This is a genomic window from Fundicoccus sp. Sow4_H7 (assembly GCF_052115865.1).
Taxonomy (GTDB): domain Bacteria; phylum Bacillota; class Bacilli; order Lactobacillales; family Aerococcaceae; genus Fundicoccus_A.
Genome location: NZ_JBQKME010000008.1, coordinates 18,864 through 39,520, shown reverse-complemented (window position 1 = coordinate 39,520; position 20,657 = coordinate 18,864). Strand labels below are relative to the sequence as shown.

The window sequence follows — 20,657 nt, the reverse complement described above, 5'->3', positions numbered from 1 at the left end:
AATTACAGAACTTCTGGAGCTAAAGAAACAATCTTCATGTAGTTGTTATCACGTAATTCACGTGCAACTGGTCCAAAGATACGCGTACCGCGAGGGCTCTTATCATCACGAATAATGACACATGCATTTTCATCGAATTTAATATAAGATCCATCTTTGCGGCGAGCTCCTGTTTTAGTACGAACAATGACAGCTTTTACGATGTCACCCTTCTTGACAACCCCACCTGGTGTTGCATGTTTTACGGACGCAACAATTACGTCACCAATATTAGCTGTTTTACGTCCAGAACCACCCAATACTTTAATCGCAAGGACTTCACGGGCGCCAGAGTTATCAGCGACTTTCAATCGGCTTTCTGTTTGAATCATTTGATTTTCCTCCTTCCGAACTTAGCTGGTTTAATTAGATAATAATTGCTTCTTCAACAATTTCTAATAAGCGGAAGCGTTTCGTCTTAGATAATGGGCGTGTTTCCATAATACGAACGATATCGCCTACTTTAGCACTATTATTTTCATCGTGTGCTTTATATTTTTTAGAATATTTTACACGTTTACCATAAATTGGATGTGTTTTACGTGTTTCTACAACAACTGTAATGGTTTTATCCATTTTGTCTGATTCTACCCGACCTTGGTATACTTTACGTTTATTACGTTCTTCAGTCATTTTAATTTGCCTCCCTTGCTAGATTACTTAGCTAATTCTTGCTCACGCAAGACAGTCTTGATACGAGCAATTGATTTACGTACATGACGTAAGCGGGCAGTGTTTTCTAACTGACCTGTTGCTAATTGGAATCGAAGATTAAATAATTCTTTTTTGAATTCTTTTTCTTTCTCAACCATTTCTGCAGTGGTAAGTTCTCTGATTTCATTAATTTGCATTCGATTCACCACCATATTCTTCACGTTTAACGAATTTAGTTTTGATAGGTAATTTGTGAGAAGCTAAACGTAATGCTTCGCGTGCCACTTCTTCTGATACCCCATCAATTTCAAACAAAATTTTTCCGCGTTTAACTGGTGCTACCCAACCTTCAGGTGCCCCTTTACCTTTACCCATACGAATCCCAATAGCTTTAGCTGTGTAGGATTTGTGAGGGAAGATTTTAATCCACACTTTACCACCACGTTTCATGAAGCGAGTCATAGCGATACGTGCAGCTTCAATTTGACGGTTTGTAATCCATTTTGATTCAACCGCTCTTAAACCATAAGTTCCAAAATCAATATTTTTTCCACCTTTTGCTTCTCCGCGCATTTTCCCACGGAACTCACGACGGTGTTTTACACGTTTAGGTACTAACATTGATTAGTTCCCTCCTTTCTAAGCATTCGATTTGGTAGGTAAGATTTCCCCACGACAAATCCAAACTTTTACTCCTAATTTACCATAAGTTGTATCGGCTTCTTCCCATGCATAATCAATATCTGAACGTAATGTATGCAATGGAACAGTTCCTTCTGAATAGTGTTCTGTACGTGCCATATCTGCACCATTTAAACGACCTGAAACTTGAGTTTTAATTCCTTTAGCTCCAGCTTTCATTGTTCTTTGGATAGCTTGCTTTTGTGCACGACGGAAAGCAACACGGTTTTCTAATTGGTTAGCAATATCTAAAGCAACTAATCTTGCATCTAGATTTGGCTCTTTAATTTCAACGATATTGATGTGTACTTTCTTGCCAGTTAATTTGTTTAACTCAGCACGAACTGCATCAACTTCAGATCCACCTTTACCGATAACCATTCCTGGTTTAGCAGTATGGATTGAAATAACGACACGATTAGCTGCACGTTCAATTTGAATTGTCGAAACAGAAGCATCAGAAAGTTTAGTATATAGATACTCACGAATCTTAATATCTTCATGTAAGAAATCTGCATAGTTTTTGTCAGCGTACCATTTAGCATCCCAGTCACGGATGATGCCAACACGCATCCCAATCGGATGTACTTTTTGACCCATTTATTAAACCTCCTCTTTTTCTGATACCACAACTGTGATGTGGCTAGTGCGTTTTAAAATTTGTGAAGCAGAACCTTTTGCTCTTGGACGGAAGCGTTTCATAGTGGGTCCTTCATTCACATAAATTTCGCTTACGTATAAGCTTTCAATATCTAAATCATAATTATGTTCAGCATTTGCTATTGCAGACATTAAAACTTTTTCAATTACTGGTGCACTCGCATTTGGAGTGAATTTTAAAATTGAAATAGCTTCACCGATTTGTTTACCTCTAATAAGATCAGCTACTAAACGAACTTTACGAGGAGCAATTCGTACGGTTTTAGCAATTGCTTTTGCAGATGTGATTTGTTCTGTCATCTTTATTCCCTCCTCTTATTAGCGTCTTTGTGTTTTACGATCGTCACTTGCGTGACCTTTATATGTACGAGTTGGGACAAATTCGCCTAATTTATGTCCAACCATATCTTCTTGCACGTACACTGGTACATGTTTACGTCCGTCATATACAGCAATTGTTAACCCAATGAAATTAGGGAAAATTGTAGAACGACGTGACCATGTTTTAATGACTTGTTTCTTTGAGTTATTTTGTTGTTCTTCAACTTTTTTCATCAAATGATCATCGACAAAAGGTCCTTTTTTCAAACTACGACTCACAGTGTAGCCTCCCTTCAAAATTATCTAATTATACGACTTATTTTTTACGTGAACGAATAATTAGCTTGCTTGATTTTTTGTTAGTTTTACGAGTTTTCTTACCAAGAGTTGGTTTACCCCATGGTGACATTGGTGATGGAAGTCCAATTGGAGCACGTCCTTCACCACCACCGTGTGGGTGATCGTTAGGGTTCATTACAGATCCACGAACTGCTGGACGTTTAGATAACCAACGAGAGCGACCTGCTTTACCAATGTTAATTAATTCATGTTGCTCATTACCAACAGTCCCTACTGTTGCACGACAAGTAGATAAAATCATACGAACCTCACCTGATTGTAGACGGATAAGGGTATATTTACCTTCGTGACCTAGCACTTGAGCACTTGTACCTGCTGAACGGATTAATTGTCCACCTTTACCAGGTTTTAATTCGATATTGTGAACAACAGTACCTACAGGGATATTTAATAAAGGTAATGCATTACCAATTTGAATGTCAGCATTTTCGCCAGATTCAATTTTTTGGCCAACTTTTAAGCCTTTTGGTGCAAGGATATATGTTTTAACTCCATCTTCATAGTGGATTAAAGCAATATTTGCTGTACGGTTTGGATCGTATTCGATAGTTGCTACGGTTCCAATAACGTTATCTTTGTTACGTTTAAAGTCAATAATACGGTAAGCACGTTTGTTACCGCCACCTTGATGGCGAACAGTGATTTTACCTTGATTATTACGACCTGCTTTTTGTTTTTGGTGGTCTAATAAAGTCTTCTCTGGTTTATTCGTTGTGATTTCAGAGAAATCATAGCCAGTCATATTACGACGACCGTTAGTAATCGGTTTGTAATGTTTGATTGCCACTATTTTTCCCTCCTATATTAGTTATTTGGGGTATTATTCAGTTTCTCCGAATAATTCGATATTACTTGAATCTTCAGTTAATGTTACGACTGCTTTTTTGTATTTACGTGAAAAGCCTGTATAGCGACCCATACGTTTAGCTTTTCCGTCAACGTTAATTGTGTTAACTTTTTGAACTTTTACACCTGGAAACATAGCTTCAACTGCTTGTTTGATGTGTGTTTTGTTTGCACGACGATCAACTTCAAACGTGTATTTACGCTCATCAATGCCTAACATGGATTGTTCCGTAATAACAGGTCTTAATACTACTTCAGATAGTTGCATTATGCTAAAGCCTCCTCTACTGTAGAAAGTGCAGCTTTGGTAATTAATACTTTATCGTAATTTACTAAATCTAAAACATTGACATTGTTGTCGTCAATTACTTTAACATTTGGTAAGTTACGTGCTGCAAAGTATGCATTGTTATTGTCGCCTTCTAAAATCAATAACACTTTAGCATCGATAGATAAGTTACTTAATACTGCTTTGAATTCTTTAGTTTTTGGAGATTCAAATGTTAAGCTATCTACTAATACTAAGTCGCCTTGAGCAACTTTTTGTGAAAGTACTGATTGTAAAGCTAAACGACGAACTTTACGTGGTAATTTATAACCATATGAACGAGGTGTTGGACCAAAGACAACTCCACCTCCAACCCATTGTGGTGAACGGATTGAACCTTGACGTGCACGACCTGTTCCTTTTTGTCTCCATGGTTTACGGCCGCCTCCGCGAACAGCGCTTCTGTTTTTAACAGCGTGTGTCCCTTGACGTAATGACGCACGTTGCATAATAACTGCATCGAAGATTACTGCTTCATTTGGTTCAATACCGAATACTGCTTCATTTAATTCTACTTCTTCTACTGATGATCCATCTTGGTTGAATAATGTAACTTTTGGCATCTTCTCGCTCCTCCCCTCTTCCATTATTTAACTGTTTTAATTGCTTGTTTAACTTCAACTAATGATTTTTTAGCTCCAGGTACATTTCCTTTAACAAGAATAATGTTGTTTTCTGGATCCACTGCTACTACTTCTAAGTTTTGAATGGTTGTACGTTCGCCACCCATTTGACCAGCTAGTTTTTTGCCTTTGAATACTTTAGAAGCATCTGACGCCATACCCATTGAACCTGGGCGACGGTGGAATCTAGAACCATGAGACATTGGGCCGCGTGATTGACCATGACGTTTAATAACACCTTGGAATCCTTTACCCTTTGATGTACCCGTGACATCCACGATGTCACCTGCAGTGAATGTTTCCACTGTTAGTTCTTGTCCTACTTCGTAATCTCCTAGCTCGACATCACGAAATTCGCGAATGAAGCGCTTAGGAGTAGCATTTGCTTTTGCTACATGACCTTTTGCAGGTTTGTTTGTCAACACTTCACGTAATTCTTGATATCCAACTTGAACTGCTTCGTAACCATCATTTTCCATTGTTTTAACTTGTAAAACTACGTTTGGAGTAGCTTCAATTACTGTTACTGGGATTAATTCACCATTTTCAGTGAAGTATTGTGTCATACCTACTTTTCTACCTAAGATTCCTTTGGTCATGAGTACACCTCCTATATTTTTAATTTTTATAATTTAATTTCAATGTCAACGCCACTTGGTAAGTCTAATTTCATTAACGCATCAACTGTTTTTGAAGTTGGGTCTACGATATCGATTAGACGTTTGTGAGTACGCATTTCGAATTGCTCACGAGAATCTTTATACTTATGTGTTGCACGAATAACTGTATAGAGCGAACGATCTGTTGGTAATGGAATTGGACCTACAATCTTTGCTCCTGTTCTTTTTGCCGATTCTACAATTTTATTCGCTGATAAGTCTAAAGCACGGTGCTCATAAGCCTTCAAACGAATACGAATTTTTTGTTTTGCCATTTGTTTTCCTCCTTCGTCAAATTTGTAACATGACTTGCTCCACAAGAATTTCTAACAACACCCTCTTGGCAACTCGTCCGAGCGTGTCACAACCTCTCGCTTCATAGCTGTCCCTCAGTAAAATAGAGGGGATATACCTAAAAATTTGCGCACAAATAGTTCTTTAGGCACAACGACTATTATAACGAAAAACTTTATATCTTGCAAGGGAAATATCTATTTTTTTGAAAATTATTTCTGAGGATTTTCCCATGCTTTTTAATAGCTGTTTTCTACTATATATATAGAAGATAAAATTCTTTTTTATTTCTGTTAAGTCACTTTTATTGATAAGGAGACCATTTCATGTATACTGAAAATATAATTAACAAAATTATGGAGGCGAGTTTCATGAAAAAGGTAGTTGTTTCGTTTCTAAGTATTGTAAGTCTTGGAAGTATTGGTTTTTCTACTTTGAACTCTTTAACATCCAGTCACATGTCTGAACCATTGACCATTTTCGCCCAATCAAACCTTGATTTTGAACAAGGGGATAGAAGTGATGAAGAATATGTTGATTATGTCTTATCGCAATTTCAAGAAGTCGATGCTTATATAACTGAAAGTAATATTACTTTCGGAGGGACAACTTCCATTCGTTCTATTATAGATAATACCCAAGGAGCATACCTAACGGAATTTCTCAATGCCGAAGGAGAAGTTGATTACATCGCCTATACATATCCTGATAGAATGTTAGTCGATCAAGTTGGATTTTACCGAGCAAGCGAAGAGTTTTTGTTAAGTATGGATCCTGAATTTTCTGATAAACTGAAAGCACTTGAAGAAGCAACTAACGGACGTCTTGTTGAACAAACACCAGAGGATGTTGAAATAACGGAACAATTACAGTCTATCGATTCGTTTTTAGAACTCCCTACAGAAATTAACTATACGAATGACGGAGGCGTTGTGACAGCTAGTGCTGTCTTAACTGGTGATCAATTAAGCGAATTTATTGGTTCATCTATAATTACTCCTAACGACCAATCAGAGTTAACAATCGAATTCGTTATTAACCCTAACGAGCAAGTCGTCACACAAAACGTTACATTGACTATACCAAATGAAGAAACCGAAGAGTCTGGAGAAACACTAGGCATTTCAGTATCTTTACCTGAATTAATTGAAATTACATCAACTTACGCTCCTACAGATGAACGCGTACCAGCCGAGAGTGAGATTGAATACATGACCACCGAAGAATTTAACGCCTTAACTGAAGAAGTTGGAATTCAATATTAGAGGGACTTATTTTATTAACTCTATCGCTGATAATCAACAAGAAGCTTTTTACACTGAATTCTTGGCTATCGTTGGGAAATAGAATACAGCTCTTGTACTTTTCCAGATAAAACGCTTTTAGACCAAGTTGCCTATTACCGTTCAAATGCAGATCCCCAATCAATACTCGATCCTGAATTTACAGATTATCTGTTTCTGATTCGTTCGAATTACAGACAACTTTCGCACCCACACAAGAACAAGTGACTAGCGAGAGTGATGTAGAATGCATGACCTACGATGAATTTCTTAAGTTGAAATCAGAATTAGGAATCGGCTTTTAATATTCATAAAAAACCCACTAATTTCATCACCTTAAAGCAGGTGAATGTTTTAGTGGGTTTTCTCTATTCATTATTGCTTCTTATTTCTGCCAGTTAAACTAAAGGCTCCCCCGATAGCTGCTCCTATAAACAAACCAATCAAACCGTTAATCGGTCCTGACGGTAGAAACATTACGAAACCTATTACAGCGAATACGATGATCAAAATAAATTTCATTTAATCACATTCTTTCGTTAAATTTACTTCTATTTTAACTCTTTTTGCTGTCTTTCTTCAATTAATTCAGTTACGGGCTCTTCTTCAACCTCTTCAAGCGCCTTATCCGCTTTCTCTAACTGTCTAGCAGCAAAATCACTTCCGCCAATTCCAAAGGCAAGGGCGAAAGCTACCGCAATCGCGCCTAAAATGATAATAAAACTCGAATTGACAATTGTTTGAGCAAATTGTAATTGATCCAAAGTCATAAAAATAGACAAGACAATAATGGCATAGCGGGCAAACTCTCCAAAAACCTTACTACCTGACACTTTTGTTAAAAAGTCAGCTAATATATTCCCGCCAATAATACCAATTGCTAAAATAAATATCGCACTAATCACAAGAGGCATATATGAAATTACAGCTGTGCCAATCGTATTCAACACTTCTAAACGCAAGACATTTAAAGCTTCTACCACAAAGAAAATTAATAAAATTGTTTTTATAATTTGAGCTGCTACGGTAGAAATCCGCAAATGAGATTCACCTTTAAAATTCAAATAGTTTGAATAACGATCAATGCCTGACGTGCGAATGAGACTTTCGAGCAAATCACCGACAAGATTAGAAATAAAAGCTCCTAGCACAACCAAAACTAAGGCTGTTAAAATATTTGGTATCGCAGCCAATATTTGATTTAAAACACTAATAATCGGTGTTGAAATACTTTCAATACCTAAAGTTTCTAAAGCTACAGTTAAGATCGGAATAAATATCAATACATAGACAACATTGGCTAACACTTCTGCTAAGCGTGTTTCATGGATTTCTCCTTCAATCACTTGTCCAGTGACTTTAGCGTACCATTTATCAATATTTAAGCCTTCAAATAGATTCTGAACTAAATTTCTAACAAAACGACAAAAATAAAGACCTACAATTAAAATAATAATCGCAGCAATGATATTAGGAATAAATTGAAAGAAGCGATTAAACATACTTACGATAGGATCTGCGACTCCCGATAAATTCAACCCATTCAGTACAAACGGCAAGAATATTAAAACTACAAGGAAATACATAAAGGTTCCAATTGTCTCTAGAAAAGTAATACTTTCTTGATCGTTTTTCGAAACACCCCATTCTTGTAATTTTTGACCAAATTCTATTTTATTTAAACCTTTGATGGTCAATCCTTTTATGACATGCGCCAACACAATCGCAATGATTAGCAGTAACAAGGCACCTAAAATCCCAGGTAATGCAGCGATAAACGTTCGGAATAGTTCCTGAATTTCCATTTGCCAACCCTCCATATATAATATTTTCAATTGATTATATCATTCAATTGAATAAAGTTGAAATTAATCAAATTTTTTCGAAAAAAAATACCAAAGCGATGTAAGTTTCGCTTTGGTATAAAATTGATTAAGTTAAGATTAACCGACGATGCTTGAAACAACACCAGCACCAACAGTACGTCCACCTTCACGGATTGAGAATTTAGTTCCATCTTCAATCGCGATTGGGTGAATTAATTCAACTGTCATTGCAATGTTATCACCAGGCATAACCATTTCTGTTCCTTCTGGTAACTCGATAACACCAGTTACGTCAGTTGTACGGAAGTAGAATTGTGGGCGGTAGTTTGAGAAGAATGGCGTGTGACGTCCACCTTCTTCTTTAGATAAGATATAAACTTCAGCTGTAAATTTAGTATGTGGAGTGATTGTTCCTGGTTTAGCTAAAACTTGACCACGTTGGATATCTTCACGTGTAACACCACGTAATAAAGTACCTACGTTATCTCCTGCTTCAGCGTAGTCTAATAATTTACGGAACATTTCAACACCAGTTACAGTTGATTTAGAGATTGCATCAGCGATACCAACGATATCTACTTCATCTCCAACTTTAATTGTACCACGCTCAACACGACCAGTAGCAACTGTACCACGACCAGTAATTGAGAATACGTCCTCAACTGGCATCATGAATGGTTTGTCAGTGTCACGTTGTGGTTCTGGAATATACTCGTCAACCGCAGCCATTAATTCAAGAATTTTTTCTTCGTATTCTGCTTCGCCTTCTAAAGCTTTTAAAGCTGAACCAGCGATAACAGGAACGTCGTCACCTGGATAGTCGTATTCAGTTAATAAATCACGAACTTCCATTTCAACTAATTCTAATAATTCTTCGTCGTCAACCATGTCAACTTTGTTTAAGAATACTACGAAGTAAGGAACCCCTACTTGACCAGCCAATAAGATATGCTCACGAGTTTGTGGCATTGGACCATCAGCTGCAGAAACTACTAAGATTGCGCCGTCCATTTGAGCAGCACCAGTGATCATGTTTTTAACGTAGTCCGCGTGTCCTGGACAGTCAACGTGTGCGTAGTGACGGTTTTCAGTTTCATACTCGATATGTGAAGTATTGATTGTGATTCCACGTTCTTTTTCTTCAGGTGCGTTATCGATAGAAGCGTAGTCTTGAGCAACACCGTGACCTTGTTTAGCTAATACAGTTGCGATTGCTGCAGATAAAGTCGTTTTACCGTGGTCAACGTGTCCTAAAGTACCAACGTTAACGTGCGGTTTCGTACGTTCGAATTTTTCTTTTGCCATTTTAGATAATTCCTCCTAAAAATTTGTCTAAGGCTATAGATTTATAACAATCTATCACCTTATATTATACTTATCTCTTAATTAAAATTCAATCTTAAGAAAGAGTTATTGCCTTACAAATATTTTTGTGTTCAACTCTCAAGCCTACGCTTCAGATTTACCACCATAAGTTTTAATAATTTCATCAGCAATAGATTTTGGAACATCTTCATAGTGATCAAATGTCATTGAGAACGTTCCACGTCCTTGTGTTGCTGAACGTAGTGTTGTTGCATAACCAAACATTTCAGATAATGGAATCATACCTTTAACGATTTGTGCATTACCTCTGGCTTGAGTACCTTCAATTCTACCACGACGTGAGCTAATGTGTCCCATAACATCACCTAAATATTCTTCAGGTACAGTTACTTCCACAGCCATCATCGGCTCCAAAATTGTTGGTTGCGCTGTTTTAGCAGCTGCTCTCAACGCCATTGATGCTGCAACTTTAAAGGCAGTTTCAGATGAATCGACATCGTGATATGAACCATCATAAAGTTTAGCTTTAATATCAACCATAGGGAATCCAGCTAAGATACCATTTTCTAATGCATCTTTCAAACCAGCTTCGACCGCAGGAATATATTCACGAGGAACAACCCCACCAACGATAGCATTTTCGAATTCAAAACCAGCACCTTCTTCGTTAGGTGTAAATTCAATCCATACGTGACCGTATTGACCTTTACCACCTGATTGACGAACGAATTTACCTTCAGCTTGTGTTGAAGCACGGAATGTCTCACGGTACGAAACTTGCGGCGCACCAACAGTAGCAGAAACTTTAAATTCACGTTTTAGACGGTCAACAATGATATCTAAGTGTAACTCACCCATACCAGCAATAATGGTTTGACCTGTTTCATGGTCAGTTGTAGCACGGAATGTTGGGTCTTCTTCAGCTAATTTACCTAAAGCGATAGACATTTTATCTTGGTCAGCTTTAGAATCCGGTTCGATAGCTACGTTAATAACTGGTTCAGGGAATTCCATTGATTCTAAAATAACAGGTGTTTTTTCGTCACATAAAGTGTCACCTGTACCTGTGTTTTTCAATCCTACAGCTGCTGCAATATCCCCAGAATATACAACTGGAATCTCTTGACGAGAGTTTGCGTGCATTTGTAAAATACGTCCAACACGTTCGCGGTTATCTTTAGTTGCGTTTAGTACGTATGATCCAGCTTCTAAAGTACCAGAATACACACGGAAGAATGTTAAACGACCTACGAATGGGTCAGTCATTACTTTAAACGCTAAAGCAGCAAAGGCTTCAGAATCATCTGCATGATGCTCTAATTCTTCTCCAGTTCCAGGAACAGTACCAACGATTGGTGGTACATCTAATGGAGATGGTAAGTAATCAATAACACCATCTAATAGTAATTGAACACCTTTGTTTTTGAAGGCTGAACCACAGAATACTGGGTAGAAATCAACACTAATAGTTGCTTTACGAATTCCAGCTTTTAGTGTTTCAACATCAATTTCTTCACCTTCTAAATAGGCCATCATAATATCTTCATCAGTATCAGCTACTGCTTCGATTAATTTACCACGCCATTCTTCAGCTAGTTCTTGGTAATCTGCAGGAATTTCAATTTCTTCAATATCCGTTCCTTCGTCATTATTGTATTTATAAGCTTTCATTTCAACTAGATCGATGATTCCAGTAAAGTTATCTTCAGCACCAATTGGGATTTGAACTGGGTGTGCGTTTGCTTGTAAACGATCGTGAATAGTACCTACAGAATATAAGAAATCTGCACCTACTTTATCCATTTTGTTTACAAAAACGATACGAGGAACACCGTAAGTCGTTGCTTGACGCCATACAGTTTCAGTTTGAGGCTCTACACCTGATTGGGCATCAAGTAAAGCAACTGCTCCATCAAGCACACGTAAAGAACGTTCTACTTCTACAGTAAAGTCCACGTGTCCAGGAGTATCGATAATGTTAACACGGTGGTCATCCCATTGAGCAGTTGTTGCTGCAGATGTAATGGTAATTCCACGTTCTTGTTCTTGTTCCATCCAGTCCATTTGTGAAGCACCTTCGTGAGTTTCACCAAGTTTATGGATACGACCTGTATAGTACAAGATACGTTCAGTAGTTGTCGTCTTACCGGCATCAATGTGGGCCATGATACCAATATTACGTGTTCTTTCAAGAGAAAATTCTCTTTTTGCCATCTAAGTTTACCCCTCTTTCATATAATTGAGTAGATGTCAATGTTTGACATTGCCAGCCTAATTAAGCTGACAGTACCATTATAAATCTTACCAGCGGTAATGTGCAAAGGCTTTGTTAGCTTCTGCCATTTTATGCATATCTTCACGTTTTTTAACTGAAGCACCAGTATTGTTTGAAGCATCCATGATTTCACGTGCTAAACGTAATTCCATAGTTTTTTCTCCACGTAGACGTGCATAGTTTACTAACCAACGAATAGCTAATGAGTAGCGACGGTCTGGACGCACCTCAACTGGTACTTGGTAGTTTGACCCACCTACACGACGAGCTTTAACTTCTAGTAATGGCATAATGTTTTCAATTGCTTGATCGAATACTTCCATTGGATCTTGTCCAGTTTGTTCACGAACAATATCAAATGCAGCATATAAAATAGTTGCAGCTTTACCACGTTTCCCATCAACCATGATACGGTTAATTGTACGGGTTACTAATTTAGAGTTATAAATCGGATCTGGTAAAACTTCGCGTTTTGGAACGGCTCCCTTACGAGGCATAAAAAATCCTCCTTTCGAAAATTTAGTAATTCAATATAAGTTATTTATTATTTAGGTTTTTTAGTTCCGTATTTAGAACGTCCTTGTTTACGGTTGTTAACGCCAGCTGTATCTAACGCACCACGAACAATATGGTAACGTACCCCTGGTAAGTCTTTAACACGACCACCACGAATTAATACAACACTGTGTTCTTGTAAGTTGTGTCCAACACCTGGAATATAAGCAGTTACTTCCATTAAGTTAGATAAACGAACACGAGCGTATTTACGTAAAGCTGAGTTAGGTTTTTTAGGTGTCATCGTACCCACACGAGTACAAACACCACGTTTTTGAGGAGATAAAGTATCAGTTTGTGTACGTTTGAAACTGTTATATCCTTTATTCAACGCAGGTGAATTTGATTTCGTTGATTTTGATTTACGTGGTTTATTTACTAATTGATTAATAGTAGGCATTTAGTGTCCTCCTCCCTCGTTGTTTCTTAGTCCACACATCCAAGTGTGTCATTTTTGTTTAAAAAGATAGGCAATGAAGTCCATTGCTCTGACCGGGCGCTCCTATAGCAGTCAGCACGACTGAATATCAGGGATCTGTCAATAAAAACACCTTGGTTACTATAACATGTTTTTTGTTTCTCGTCAACCATTTAACCAGAACAAAAACATTTTTTTCTAAGCAATGACTTCTATTACCTATACACTTATGATTTTATTAACGGTCTGCATTAATAAAGTCATATTTATCTGGTTCATCATTAAATTTATCAACTACATAAGGGCAAGTCGCTTTAATCTTTTTGCCCTCAGCTTTCATTTCTTCAACCATTGCGTCAACTAACTGCCCTGCAATACCTTTACCTCTTAAGCTAGGATCGACAAAGGTGTGGTTCGCATTAACAATCATCGGATCAGAAGTTGGCGGGAAGGTGATTTCAGCAATTAATTTTCCGTTTTCGTCGTGGGCAACAAGTGCATCGTCTTTTCTTTCGAATTTCATCTTAAAACCTCCCTTCTATAATTGATAATTAAATATTTATTTTTAGTTATTTCTTAAAGTTGGGAATAGTAAAACATCACGGATTGATTGTGAATTGGTTAATAACATAATTAAGCGATCAATTCCGATACCTAGTCCTCCAGTTGGCGGGAAGCCGTACTCTAACGCTTCAATAAAGTCTTCATCAATTGGATGTGCTTCGTCGTTACCGGCATCTTTTTCAGCCATCTGCGCTTCAAAACGTTCTCTTTGATCAATTGGATCGGTTAACTCTGTAAAGGCATTAGCATATTCATCCCCTACAATAAATAACTCAAAGCGATCTGTAAAGCGAGGGTCTTCTTCATTTTTACGCGCTAGAGGCGAGATTTCTACTGGATGACCAAAGACAAAGGTTGGTTGGATTAACTTCTCTTCACAAAATGTTTCAAAGAAATTATTAATAATATGCCCAACTGAATAGTCATGATCATCTACTTTTACACGGTGGGCTTTAGCCAATTCCTTAGCTTCTTCGTATGACATCTCTTGCCAAAAATCCACACCCGTTACTTCTTTAATTAAATCGACCATGTGAACACGATGCCAAGCTTGTCCTAAATCAACTTGATGTTCATCATATTCCAAAACAGTTTTGCCTAAGACACGCTCAGCAACCGTGCGAATCAACCCTTCGGTTAAATCCATAATATCAGTATAAATAGTATAAGCTGTATAAACTTCTAACATGGTAAATTCAGGATTATGGGTAGTATCAATCCCTTCATTACGGAAAACGCGGCCGATTTCATACACTTGCTCCATGCCACCAATAACAAGACGTTTTAAGTGAAGCTCAAGTGCAATACGCATGTATAATTCCATATCTAAAGCATTATGATGGGTAATAAATGGACGGGCATTCGCACCACCAGCTAAATTATGAAGTACTGGGGTTTCCACTTCTAAGTAGCCTTGATCATCTAAGTAACGTCTAATTTCACTAATGATCTTAGAACGTTTAACAAAACGATCATGGCTATCTTCATTACTAATGAGATCTAAATAACGCTGGCGATATTTTTGTTCAATATTTGTTAAGCCATGGAATTTATCAGGTAAAGGACGTAAAGCTTTCGTTAAAGGCACAAATTCTTCTGCCCTTACGGATAATTCTCCTGTATTTGTTTTAAATAAATAGCCATTAACTCCAACGATATCACCTAAGTCTGCCACTTTAAACCAAGGATACATTTCATCTCCAACGGTATCTTGACGGACGTAAATTTGAATTCGTCCCTGCATATCTTGTAAATGGGCAAAGCCAGCTTTACCTTTGCCACGCTTGGAGACTATTCTTCCTGCTACGGCTACACGAATACGGTCTTCTCCATCTGAAAAGTCTTCTTTTTCTATATGGTCGTATTCTTGATGAAGGTCCATTGAAAGATGGGTTCTTTGGAAACCAGATGCAAAGGGTTGGACTCCTTCGGCTAGCATCTTTTCGATTTTCTCTCTACGGGCAATCAGCTGATCGTTTAATTCTTCATGATGTTCTGTCATCTTTTCACTCCTCTGCAATTTAAAGGCATTCCACTTTATTATATTTTAACTGACATAAGATTAAAAGTCATATTTACTTATCCATTGACAATTTATGGATGATTAATTGATTAGCTCTTGTAAGTCTGCTTCACTAAATTGATAATGTTCGTTACAGAAATGACACACTACTTCTGCTCCGTGGTCTTCACGAATCATAGCTTCAATTTCTTCACGTCCTACGGTCATTAAACTTTTAGCAAAGCGTTCTTTACTACAGTCGCAATAAAAACGAACCGGCATTTCTGTTAAAATTTCATATTGGTTTTCACCAACTAATTCGATTAATAATTCTTCAAGCGTTAAACCTTTTTCAAGCAAATCTGAAAAACGACCTAGTTTTTCCAAACGAGCTTCTAAAGTTGAAATGGTTTCTTCTGTTGCCCCCGGCATGACTTGAAGCATAAAACCTCCAGCTGTTTTGACAGATTCATCTGGATTAACCAACACACTTAAGCCAATCGATGAAGGGGTCTGTTCAGATAGGGCCATATAGTAAGTAAAGTCCTCAGCCAATTCACCACTAATTAACGGAACCTGTCCACTAAAAGGTTCAGTATCACTAATATACTTTCTAATAACCAATGAACCTGGTAAACCTACCGCTCCAGCTACATCTAATTTGCCATCAGCATTTAACTCCAAGGCAACTTCTGGATTTGCAACATATCCGCGGATATCACCTTTCGCATTTCCATCCGCAATGATATGTCCTACTGGACCACTTCCTAAAACTTCAGCTGTCATACGATCTTCACCTTTTAAAGTTCCAGCTAGAATCGTTGTTGCTACTAACGTTCTTCCTAGAGCCGCTGTTGCAGTATGCCAAGTTTGATGTCTTTCTTGTGCTTCGGTAACCATTTGTGTCGCATCCAGCACATACACACGGATTTGCTTATCAAAAGCCAAAGCCTTTAGTAACTTATCAGTCATAAATTTCTCCTTTAAATAAATATAATTAAATTCGCCATCTTGTAAACAAAAAGCAAACGTTCTGCTAGAGTTGGCACTTGCATGCTTTAACAGAACGTTTGTTATTAATTATTCTATATCCATCTTATTCAGAATCTTTCTCAGAAATAATCGGCTCATCATTTTCGAGCGTTTTCCTTACTTTCGACCCAGACAATTCTTCACTTGATGTGCCTGTTGGCGGTAAGTCATCATCGTTATCATCATCACGGCGATCAGCTAACTCTTCTTGTTCAGCTTTTTCTTTCGCTTCTTCGAAAGTATCCGCATCTTCGATTGGTTCATTGTTATCATCTTCTTCAAACGTTGGCATTTTGCCTGTTTCAAATAAAGACTTAATTTGACGCGCATCTAATGTTTCAACTTCAAGAAGTTTTTCAGCAATGATATTTAATTGTTCACGATGGGCTTCAATAATTTTATAGGCTTCGTCCAATGCTTCGCCCATAATGCGACGGATTTCTAAGTCGATTTCATAAGCCACTTGTTCAGAATAGTGCGCGTTTTGGCCATATTGACGTCCGACAAACACTTTTTGATTACCTTCATATTGGATGGTCCCTAATTTATCAGACATCCCATATTCGGTTACCATACTACGAACAATTTGTGTTGCTTGCTCAAAGTCATTACTTGCACCGGTAGATTGGGCATTAAAGACAATTTCCTCAGCTACACGTCCACCTAGTAAGCCTACCACTTGTTGGTAAAGTTCTTTTTCAGTCACAATAAAGCGATCTTCTTTAGGTAACATAATCGCATATCCACCTGCACGTCCACGTGGAACGATGGTTACTTTATGTACGGTTCTCGCTTCACTTAAAACCATTCCTACAACAGTATGCCCTGCTTCGTGATAAGCAATTGTTTTACGTTGTTTTTCTGAAATGGCTGAATCTTTCTTAGCTGGACCAGCGATAACACGGTCATGCGCTTCATCCACATCAACAGCAGTAATTTCTGTTCGATCAAAACGAGCCGCAATTAAAGCTGCTTCGTTTAATAAGTTTTCTAAATCGGCACCTGAAAAGCCTGGTGTTTGTTGTGCAATGACACGCAAATCAACATCATTGGCTAATTTTTTGTTGCGTGAATGCACTTTTAGAATCGCTTCACGGCCTTTAACATCAGGATTCCCCACTAAGATTTGACGGTCAAAACGTCCTGGACGCAGTAAAGCTGGGTCAAGAACATCAGAACGGTTGGTTGCCGCGATAACAATAACACCTTCGTTACCTTCGAAACCATCCATCTCAACTAAGAGTTGGTTAAGTGTTTGTTCACGCTCGTCGTGACCGCCACCCATTCCAGCGCCACGTTGACGACCTACTGCATCAATCTCATCAATAAATACAATGGCGGGGGCATTCTTTTTCGCATTTTCAAATAAATCACGTACACGGCTCGCACCCACACCGACAAACATTTCAACGAATTCAGAACCAGAAATACTGAAGAATGGAACCCCCGCTTCACCGGCTACAGCTTTAGCTAATAAGGTTTTCCCTGTCCCTGGAGGCCCTTCTAAAAGGACACCAGCGGGTATACGCGCACCTAAAGCGGTAAAACGTTTAGGATCTTTAAGGAATTCAACAATTTCAACTAATTCTTGTTTCTCTTCTTCTGCTCCAGCAACGTCATCAAAGCGAACTTTAACTTTTTGCTTAGAGACATCTTTTGATTTGGTTTTACCAAAATTCATGACACCTTTTCCTCCGCCTGCTCCACCAGATTGCATCATGGAGAACATTAAGAAAAAGACGGGAACCATTAAGATTAGAAAAGGTATGATGCTAAGCCATAGGCCTGCACTTGATTCAGACAAAGTTTCAAACTCGGTTTCTGTCGTTAAAGCGACTTGGGTAATATACGCTAAGGTCGTATCGTTACCTAGCACTCGGGTTTCAAACTGTCTGTTGGCATTAGATCCTTGGAAAATTTGGAAGAAATTCTCCTCTTCTTCATTAACGGAAGTGCTACTTACATATTCTCCCGTAATATTATAGGCTCCTGAGCCAATCTGAATCGTAAAATTATCAATTTCACCATCATTTAAGTTTTCAATAAATTCCGTCGATGATATTTCTTCAACACGAACGGCGGAATTAAAATCGCCCACAAATATTTGAAATATCCCAGCAATCGCTAGAAAAATCAAGATATAAAATAGTGTTCCACCAAAAAAATTACGATTTGGATTTGGGTTCTGCATGAGTAATATCTCCCTCCTACTCATTTTAATTTATTTAAAATAATTACTTTGCATCTAGGCTATTTTACCATAGTTAAGAAGCAAAAAGCTATTCAGCCGTCTCTTCATAAATTTCTGGTTTTAAAACCCCAACATATGGTAAATTACGATATTTCTGTTTATAGTCAAGTCCATAGCCGACTACGAACTCATTAGGAACTTGTATTCCAACGTAATCTGCTGTTAAATCTTTTACCAATCGACGTTCTGGCTTGTCTAATAAAGTACACACCTTTACGGAAGCCGCTTTACGATATTTTAATAAATCTACAATATACCTTAAGGTTCTACCCGTATCAATGATATCTTCCACAATTAAAAAATGTCTGCCTTCTGCCGGTGTATCTAAATCCTTTAGAATTTTTACTTCCCCTGAGGATACAAAAGCGTCACCATAGCTCGAAACATCCATAAAATCAATTTCTAGATAAGTATCCATTTCGCGAATAATATCCGCCATAAATAAAGCAGCGCCACGTAAAATCCCTACGACAACTACTTCTTTTCCTTCATAATCTTTAGTTAATTGTTCCCCTAAACGTTTTGTTGCTTCTTTAATCTCTTCAGCTGTGACTAAAACTTTTTGAATATCCTTATCTAACATTTTTTCTCCTTTATTCATGCTTCTAGTTGAAGCATATTTTTAATCAAAAATTGGTTGGAATAAAAACACATAGTTTATTGTATCAGTTTGTTGAGATTGATACAATAACGACTTTGTATCAGGTATTAACCATATGATATCTTTCTTATTTAATAAGAGCCATTTAGATTCTCTAATGCTTTTAGGAATTTTATTATCTATCATAATACGATTAATTTTCTTATGGAAAGGATTTTGTACAGTCCCCAAACGCATAAAGTCACCCGCTCTACGATGTCGAATTGAAAAATCAAATTTTTCATCAGCACTTAATTCAACAGTTAAATGAGCATCAGCCATTTCATACATCGCTTCGGTTACTTCATCTTCTTGGAAAAAGCCCAATTGATAGCCTTCTCCTAATGGATACCAGTGATTGATTGTCTGAAGTTGAGTTTCCTCTTGTGAATAGACTAGAGTAGGCTGATCTTGTCGAATATAGATGGTGTCATATTCTCTAACAGCCACCCAATTACTTCCAAGTTGAATGCTATAATTAGCGTTTTGTTCTTTCTCAATCATTTGGTTTAACAAACTAGGAACATCATTACTTAATTGAGGGTATTCTTTAATAAATAACTCCTCACAAAATATCGTTAAGTAAATGCATTGCTTAGCCGAATTTAACTGCTCAAGAAATGGAATGTGAATTTGCCACTCCTTCTTATTCAGCCTTTTTAACCAATATAATTCTTCCTCCCAAAAATCATACAAATGGGATTGATAACTAATATTTGCCTGTTCAACCAAGCGTTGGATATTTTTAAGTACATTTGGATTCTCTTTTTCTAATAGAGGCATTAACTCATGTCTGACTCTATTACGATAGTAGATAGGATTCAGATTACTTGAATCTTCACGAAAGTTTATCTGTTCGCGCTTAGCAAAGCGATAGAGTTCTTCTTTAGACACATCTAGAAATGGTCGTATTAAATGAAGATTCAGCGCTTTTCCAAAACGATCGATTTTAACTGGTAATTGTTGTTCCGATTGGATGCCACGGATACCGCGAATAGACGTCCCTCTGACGAACCGCATCATTATTGTTTCAATATGATCATTCAAATGATGGCCAGTTACAACAATGTTAGTGTCCATTGAGCGAGCAACTTCTGCTAAAAAACGATATCTCGCACGACGTGCCCTAGCTTCAAAATCCTTTTGAGCGGGGTTTTTCCACTTTTGCACAAAATAAATTAAACCTGCTTCTTCGGCTTTTTTCTGCACAAAAGCTGCATCTAGATAACTATCCTCTCTGACATTATGATCAAAGTGAGCAACGACCAACTGCTTATTGCTCCCTTCAAGCGCCTTATTCAGCTGAATAAATACCTCTAACAAAGCCATGGAATCAACGCCACCAGAAATAGCTAGAATCGCTGTATTAGACTTTGTCCATGTCGGATTTTGTTTTAATTGATTTGAAATTTGATGTATTAATGTATCCATTACATCTACTCCTACTCTATACGCATCATCTAGCTGAATAAATAAAAAAAGCTAAACAAAAAGACTCCGAAATGAAAAATTCATTTCAGA

At 37.6% G+C, this 20,657-nt stretch carries 24 protein-coding genes; 1 reads left to right on the top strand and 23 read right to left on the bottom strand.

Annotation, left to right across the window (positions count from 1 at the left end):
• Nucleotides 1-2 precede the first annotated feature (2 nt).
• Genes rplN through rpsJ form a run of 12 tightly spaced genes read right to left on the bottom strand, consistent with a single transcriptional unit; the run spans nt 3 to nt 5,446 of the window.
• Nucleotides 3-371 (bottom strand): 50S ribosomal protein L14, encoded by a 369-nt coding sequence (gene rplN / locus ACTQ54_RS08690; protein ID WP_441756003.1) that lies wholly within the window; start codon nt 369-371, stop codon nt 3-5.
• Nucleotides 372-405: 34 nt separating this feature from the next.
• Nucleotides 406-672: a 30S ribosomal protein S17 gene (gene rpsQ / locus ACTQ54_RS08685; protein WP_441756001.1), complete on the bottom strand. Its 267-nt coding sequence runs from the start codon at nt 670-672 to the stop codon at nt 406-408.
• Nucleotides 673-695: 23 nt separating this feature from the next.
• Nucleotides 696-890 (bottom strand): 50S ribosomal protein L29, encoded by a 195-nt coding sequence (rpmC, locus tag ACTQ54_RS08680; protein WP_441756000.1) that lies wholly within the window; start codon nt 888-890, stop codon nt 696-698.
• On the bottom strand, nt 880-1,314 hold the full coding sequence (gene rplP, locus ACTQ54_RS08675; protein ID WP_441755998.1) for a 50S ribosomal protein L16: 435 nt from the start codon (nt 1,312-1,314) through the stop codon (nt 880-882). Before rplP ends, rpmC begins: the two co-directional genes overlap by 11 nt.
• Before the next feature lie 18 nt (nt 1,315-1,332).
• Nucleotides 1,333-1,974, bottom strand: coding sequence for a 30S ribosomal protein S3 (rpsC, locus tag ACTQ54_RS08670; protein ID WP_441755996.1), 642 nt, complete (start codon nt 1,972-1,974; stop codon nt 1,333-1,335).
• 3 nt (nt 1,975-1,977) lie between these two features.
• On the bottom strand, nt 1,978-2,334 hold the full coding sequence (gene rplV, locus ACTQ54_RS08665; protein ID WP_441755994.1) for a 50S ribosomal protein L22: 357 nt from the start codon (nt 2,332-2,334) through the stop codon (nt 1,978-1,980).
• A gap of 18 nt (nt 2,335-2,352) precedes the next feature.
• Nucleotides 2,353-2,634, bottom strand: a complete 282-nt coding sequence (gene rpsS, locus ACTQ54_RS08660) for a 30S ribosomal protein S19 (RefSeq protein ID WP_313792366.1) — start codon at nt 2,632-2,634, stop codon at nt 2,353-2,355.
• A gap of 37 nt (nt 2,635-2,671) precedes the next feature.
• Nucleotides 2,672-3,502 (bottom strand): 50S ribosomal protein L2, encoded by an 831-nt coding sequence (gene rplB, locus ACTQ54_RS08655; RefSeq protein WP_441755991.1) that lies wholly within the window; start codon nt 3,500-3,502, stop codon nt 2,672-2,674.
• A gap of 33 nt (nt 3,503-3,535) precedes the next feature.
• On the bottom strand, nt 3,536-3,829 hold the full coding sequence (gene rplW, locus ACTQ54_RS08650) for a 50S ribosomal protein L23 (RefSeq protein WP_441755990.1): 294 nt from the start codon (nt 3,827-3,829) through the stop codon (nt 3,536-3,538).
• Nucleotides 3,829-4,452, bottom strand: coding sequence for a 50S ribosomal protein L4 (gene rplD / locus ACTQ54_RS08645; protein ID WP_441755988.1), 624 nt, complete (start codon nt 4,450-4,452; stop codon nt 3,829-3,831). The genes rplW and rplD overlap by 1 nt, the downstream gene beginning before the upstream one ends.
• A 23-nt stretch (nt 4,453-4,475) precedes the next feature.
• A complete protein-coding gene (gene rplC, locus ACTQ54_RS08640) occupies nt 4,476-5,111 on the bottom strand; it encodes a 50S ribosomal protein L3 (RefSeq protein WP_441755986.1) in 636 nt (211 codons plus the stop codon).
• Nucleotides 5,112-5,137: 26 nt separating this feature from the next.
• Nucleotides 5,138-5,446, bottom strand: a complete 309-nt coding sequence (gene rpsJ, locus ACTQ54_RS08635) for a 30S ribosomal protein S10 (RefSeq protein ID WP_441755984.1) — start codon at nt 5,444-5,446, stop codon at nt 5,138-5,140.
• 390 nt (nt 5,447-5,836) lie between these two features.
• On the opposite strand from rpsJ, the gene ACTQ54_RS08630 reads away from it, so the two are divergent.
• A complete protein-coding gene (locus tag ACTQ54_RS08630) occupies nt 5,837-6,730 on the top strand; it encodes a hypothetical protein (RefSeq protein ID WP_441755982.1) in 894 nt (297 codons plus the stop codon).
• Nucleotides 6,731-7,299: 569 nt separating this feature from the next.
• Here ACTQ54_RS08630 and ACTQ54_RS08625 read toward each other — a convergent pair.
• The 11 genes from ACTQ54_RS08625 to tilS form a co-directional block, all read right to left on the bottom strand.
• Nucleotides 7,300-8,553 (bottom strand): mechanosensitive ion channel, encoded by a 1,254-nt coding sequence (locus ACTQ54_RS08625; protein WP_441755980.1) that lies wholly within the window; start codon nt 8,551-8,553, stop codon nt 7,300-7,302.
• 138 nt (nt 8,554-8,691) lie between these two features.
• Nucleotides 8,692-9,879, bottom strand: coding sequence for an elongation factor Tu (gene tuf, locus ACTQ54_RS08620; RefSeq protein WP_441755978.1), 1,188 nt, complete (start codon nt 9,877-9,879; stop codon nt 8,692-8,694).
• A 144-nt stretch (nt 9,880-10,023) separates the two neighbouring features.
• The gene (gene fusA, locus ACTQ54_RS08615; protein ID WP_441755976.1) at nt 10,024-12,114 is read right to left on the bottom strand and encodes an elongation factor G; all 2,091 of its coding nucleotides are present in this window, start codon (nt 12,112-12,114) and stop codon (nt 10,024-10,026) included.
• Between the two features lie 87 nt (nt 12,115-12,201).
• Nucleotides 12,202-12,672 carry a 30S ribosomal protein S7 gene (gene rpsG, locus ACTQ54_RS08610; RefSeq protein ID WP_441755974.1) on the bottom strand — a complete coding sequence of 157 codons (471 nt, stop codon included), beginning with the start codon at nt 12,670-12,672 and terminating at the stop codon, nt 12,202-12,204.
• 47 nt (nt 12,673-12,719) lie between these two features.
• Entirely contained in the window at nt 12,720-13,130 is a 411-nt protein-coding gene (gene rpsL / locus ACTQ54_RS08605; protein WP_441755972.1) for a 30S ribosomal protein S12, read from the bottom strand.
• Nucleotides 13,131-13,386: 256 nt separating this feature from the next.
• Nucleotides 13,387-13,671 (bottom strand): GNAT family N-acetyltransferase, encoded by a 285-nt coding sequence (locus tag ACTQ54_RS08600; protein ID WP_441755970.1) that lies wholly within the window; start codon nt 13,669-13,671, stop codon nt 13,387-13,389.
• Nucleotides 13,672-13,713: 42 nt separating this feature from the next.
• The gene (gene lysS / locus ACTQ54_RS08595) at nt 13,714-15,213 is read right to left on the bottom strand and encodes a lysine--tRNA ligase (protein WP_441755968.1); all 1,500 of its coding nucleotides are present in this window, start codon (nt 15,211-15,213) and stop codon (nt 13,714-13,716) included.
• A 102-nt stretch (nt 15,214-15,315) separates the two neighbouring features.
• The gene (gene hslO / locus ACTQ54_RS08590) at nt 15,316-16,185 is read right to left on the bottom strand and encodes an Hsp33 family molecular chaperone HslO (protein ID WP_441755966.1); all 870 of its coding nucleotides are present in this window, start codon (nt 16,183-16,185) and stop codon (nt 15,316-15,318) included.
• A 124-nt stretch (nt 16,186-16,309) separates the two neighbouring features.
• The gene (gene ftsH, locus ACTQ54_RS08585; RefSeq protein ID WP_441755964.1) at nt 16,310-18,436 is read right to left on the bottom strand and encodes an ATP-dependent zinc metalloprotease FtsH; all 2,127 of its coding nucleotides are present in this window, start codon (nt 18,434-18,436) and stop codon (nt 16,310-16,312) included.
• A gap of 88 nt (nt 18,437-18,524) precedes the next feature.
• Complete coding sequence (gene hpt / locus ACTQ54_RS08580; RefSeq protein ID WP_441755963.1) at nt 18,525-19,079, bottom strand: hypoxanthine phosphoribosyltransferase; 555 nt, start codon at nt 19,077-19,079, stop codon at nt 18,525-18,527.
• A 39-nt stretch (nt 19,080-19,118) separates the two neighbouring features.
• Entirely contained in the window at nt 19,119-20,567 is a 1,449-nt protein-coding gene (gene tilS, locus ACTQ54_RS08575; protein ID WP_441755961.1) for a tRNA lysidine(34) synthetase TilS, read from the bottom strand.
• Nucleotides 20,568-20,657 lie beyond the last annotated feature (90 nt).

Bases quoted from the DNA above. Each gene is read 5' to 3' on its own strand.
- rplC (WP_441755986.1), bottom strand. From the start codon at position 5,111: ATGACCAAAGGAATCTTAGGTAGAAAAGTAGGTATGACACAATACTTC.
- tuf (WP_441755978.1), bottom strand. From the start codon at position 9,879: ATGGCAAAAGAAAAATTCGAACGTACGAAACCGCACGTTAACGTTGGT.
- ACTQ54_RS08630 (WP_441755982.1), top strand. From the start codon at position 5,837: ATGAAAAAGGTAGTTGTTTCGTTTCTAAGTATTGTAAGTCTTGGAAGT.
- hpt (WP_441755963.1), bottom strand. From the start codon at position 19,079: ATGTTAGATAAGGATATTCAAAAAGTTTTAGTCACAGCTGAAGAGATT.
- lysS (WP_441755968.1), bottom strand. From the start codon at position 15,213: ATGACAGAACATCATGAAGAATTAAACGATCAGCTGATTGCCCGTAGA.
- rplW (WP_441755990.1), bottom strand. From the start codon at position 3,829: ATGCAACTATCTGAAGTAGTATTAAGACCTGTTATTACGGAACAATCC.
- rpsJ (WP_441755984.1), bottom strand. From the start codon at position 5,446: ATGGCAAAACAAAAAATTCGTATTCGTTTGAAGGCTTATGAGCACCGT.
- ACTQ54_RS08625 (WP_441755980.1), bottom strand. From the start codon at position 8,553: ATGGAAATTCAGGAACTATTCCGAACGTTTATCGCTGCATTACCTGGG.
- rpsG (WP_441755974.1), bottom strand. From the start codon at position 12,672: ATGCCTCGTAAGGGAGCCGTTCCAAAACGCGAAGTTTTACCAGATCCG.
- rplP (WP_441755998.1), bottom strand. From the start codon at position 1,314: ATGTTAGTACCTAAACGTGTAAAACACCGTCGTGAGTTCCGTGGGAAA.
- rpsL (WP_441755972.1), bottom strand. From the start codon at position 13,130: ATGCCTACTATTAATCAATTAGTAAATAAACCACGTAAATCAAAATCA.
- rplV (WP_441755994.1), bottom strand. From the start codon at position 2,334: ATGACAGAACAAATCACATCTGCAAAAGCAATTGCTAAAACCGTACGA.
- ACTQ54_RS08600 (WP_441755970.1), bottom strand. From the start codon at position 13,671: ATGAAATTCGAAAGAAAAGACGATGCACTTGTTGCCCACGACGAAAAC.
- ftsH (WP_441755964.1), bottom strand. From the start codon at position 18,436: ATGCAGAACCCAAATCCAAATCGTAATTTTTTTGGTGGAACACTATTT.
- rplD (WP_441755988.1), bottom strand. From the start codon at position 4,452: ATGCCAAAAGTTACATTATTCAACCAAGATGGATCATCAGTAGAAGAA.
- rpmC (WP_441756000.1), bottom strand. From the start codon at position 890: ATGCAAATTAATGAAATCAGAGAACTTACCACTGCAGAAATGGTTGAG.
- tilS (WP_441755961.1), bottom strand. From the start codon at position 20,567: ATGGATACATTAATACATCAAATTTCAAATCAATTAAAACAAAATCCG.
- rpsQ (WP_441756001.1), bottom strand. From the start codon at position 672: ATGACTGAAGAACGTAATAAACGTAAAGTATACCAAGGTCGGGTAGAA.
- rpsC (WP_441755996.1), bottom strand. From the start codon at position 1,974: ATGGGTCAAAAAGTACATCCGATTGGGATGCGTGTTGGCATCATCCGT.
- hslO (WP_441755966.1), bottom strand. From the start codon at position 16,185: ATGACTGATAAGTTACTAAAGGCTTTGGCTTTTGATAAGCAAATCCGT.
- rplN (WP_441756003.1), bottom strand. From the start codon at position 371: ATGATTCAAACAGAAAGCCGATTGAAAGTCGCTGATAACTCTGGCGCC.
- fusA (WP_441755976.1), bottom strand. From the start codon at position 12,114: ATGGCAAAAAGAGAATTTTCTCTTGAAAGAACACGTAATATTGGTATC.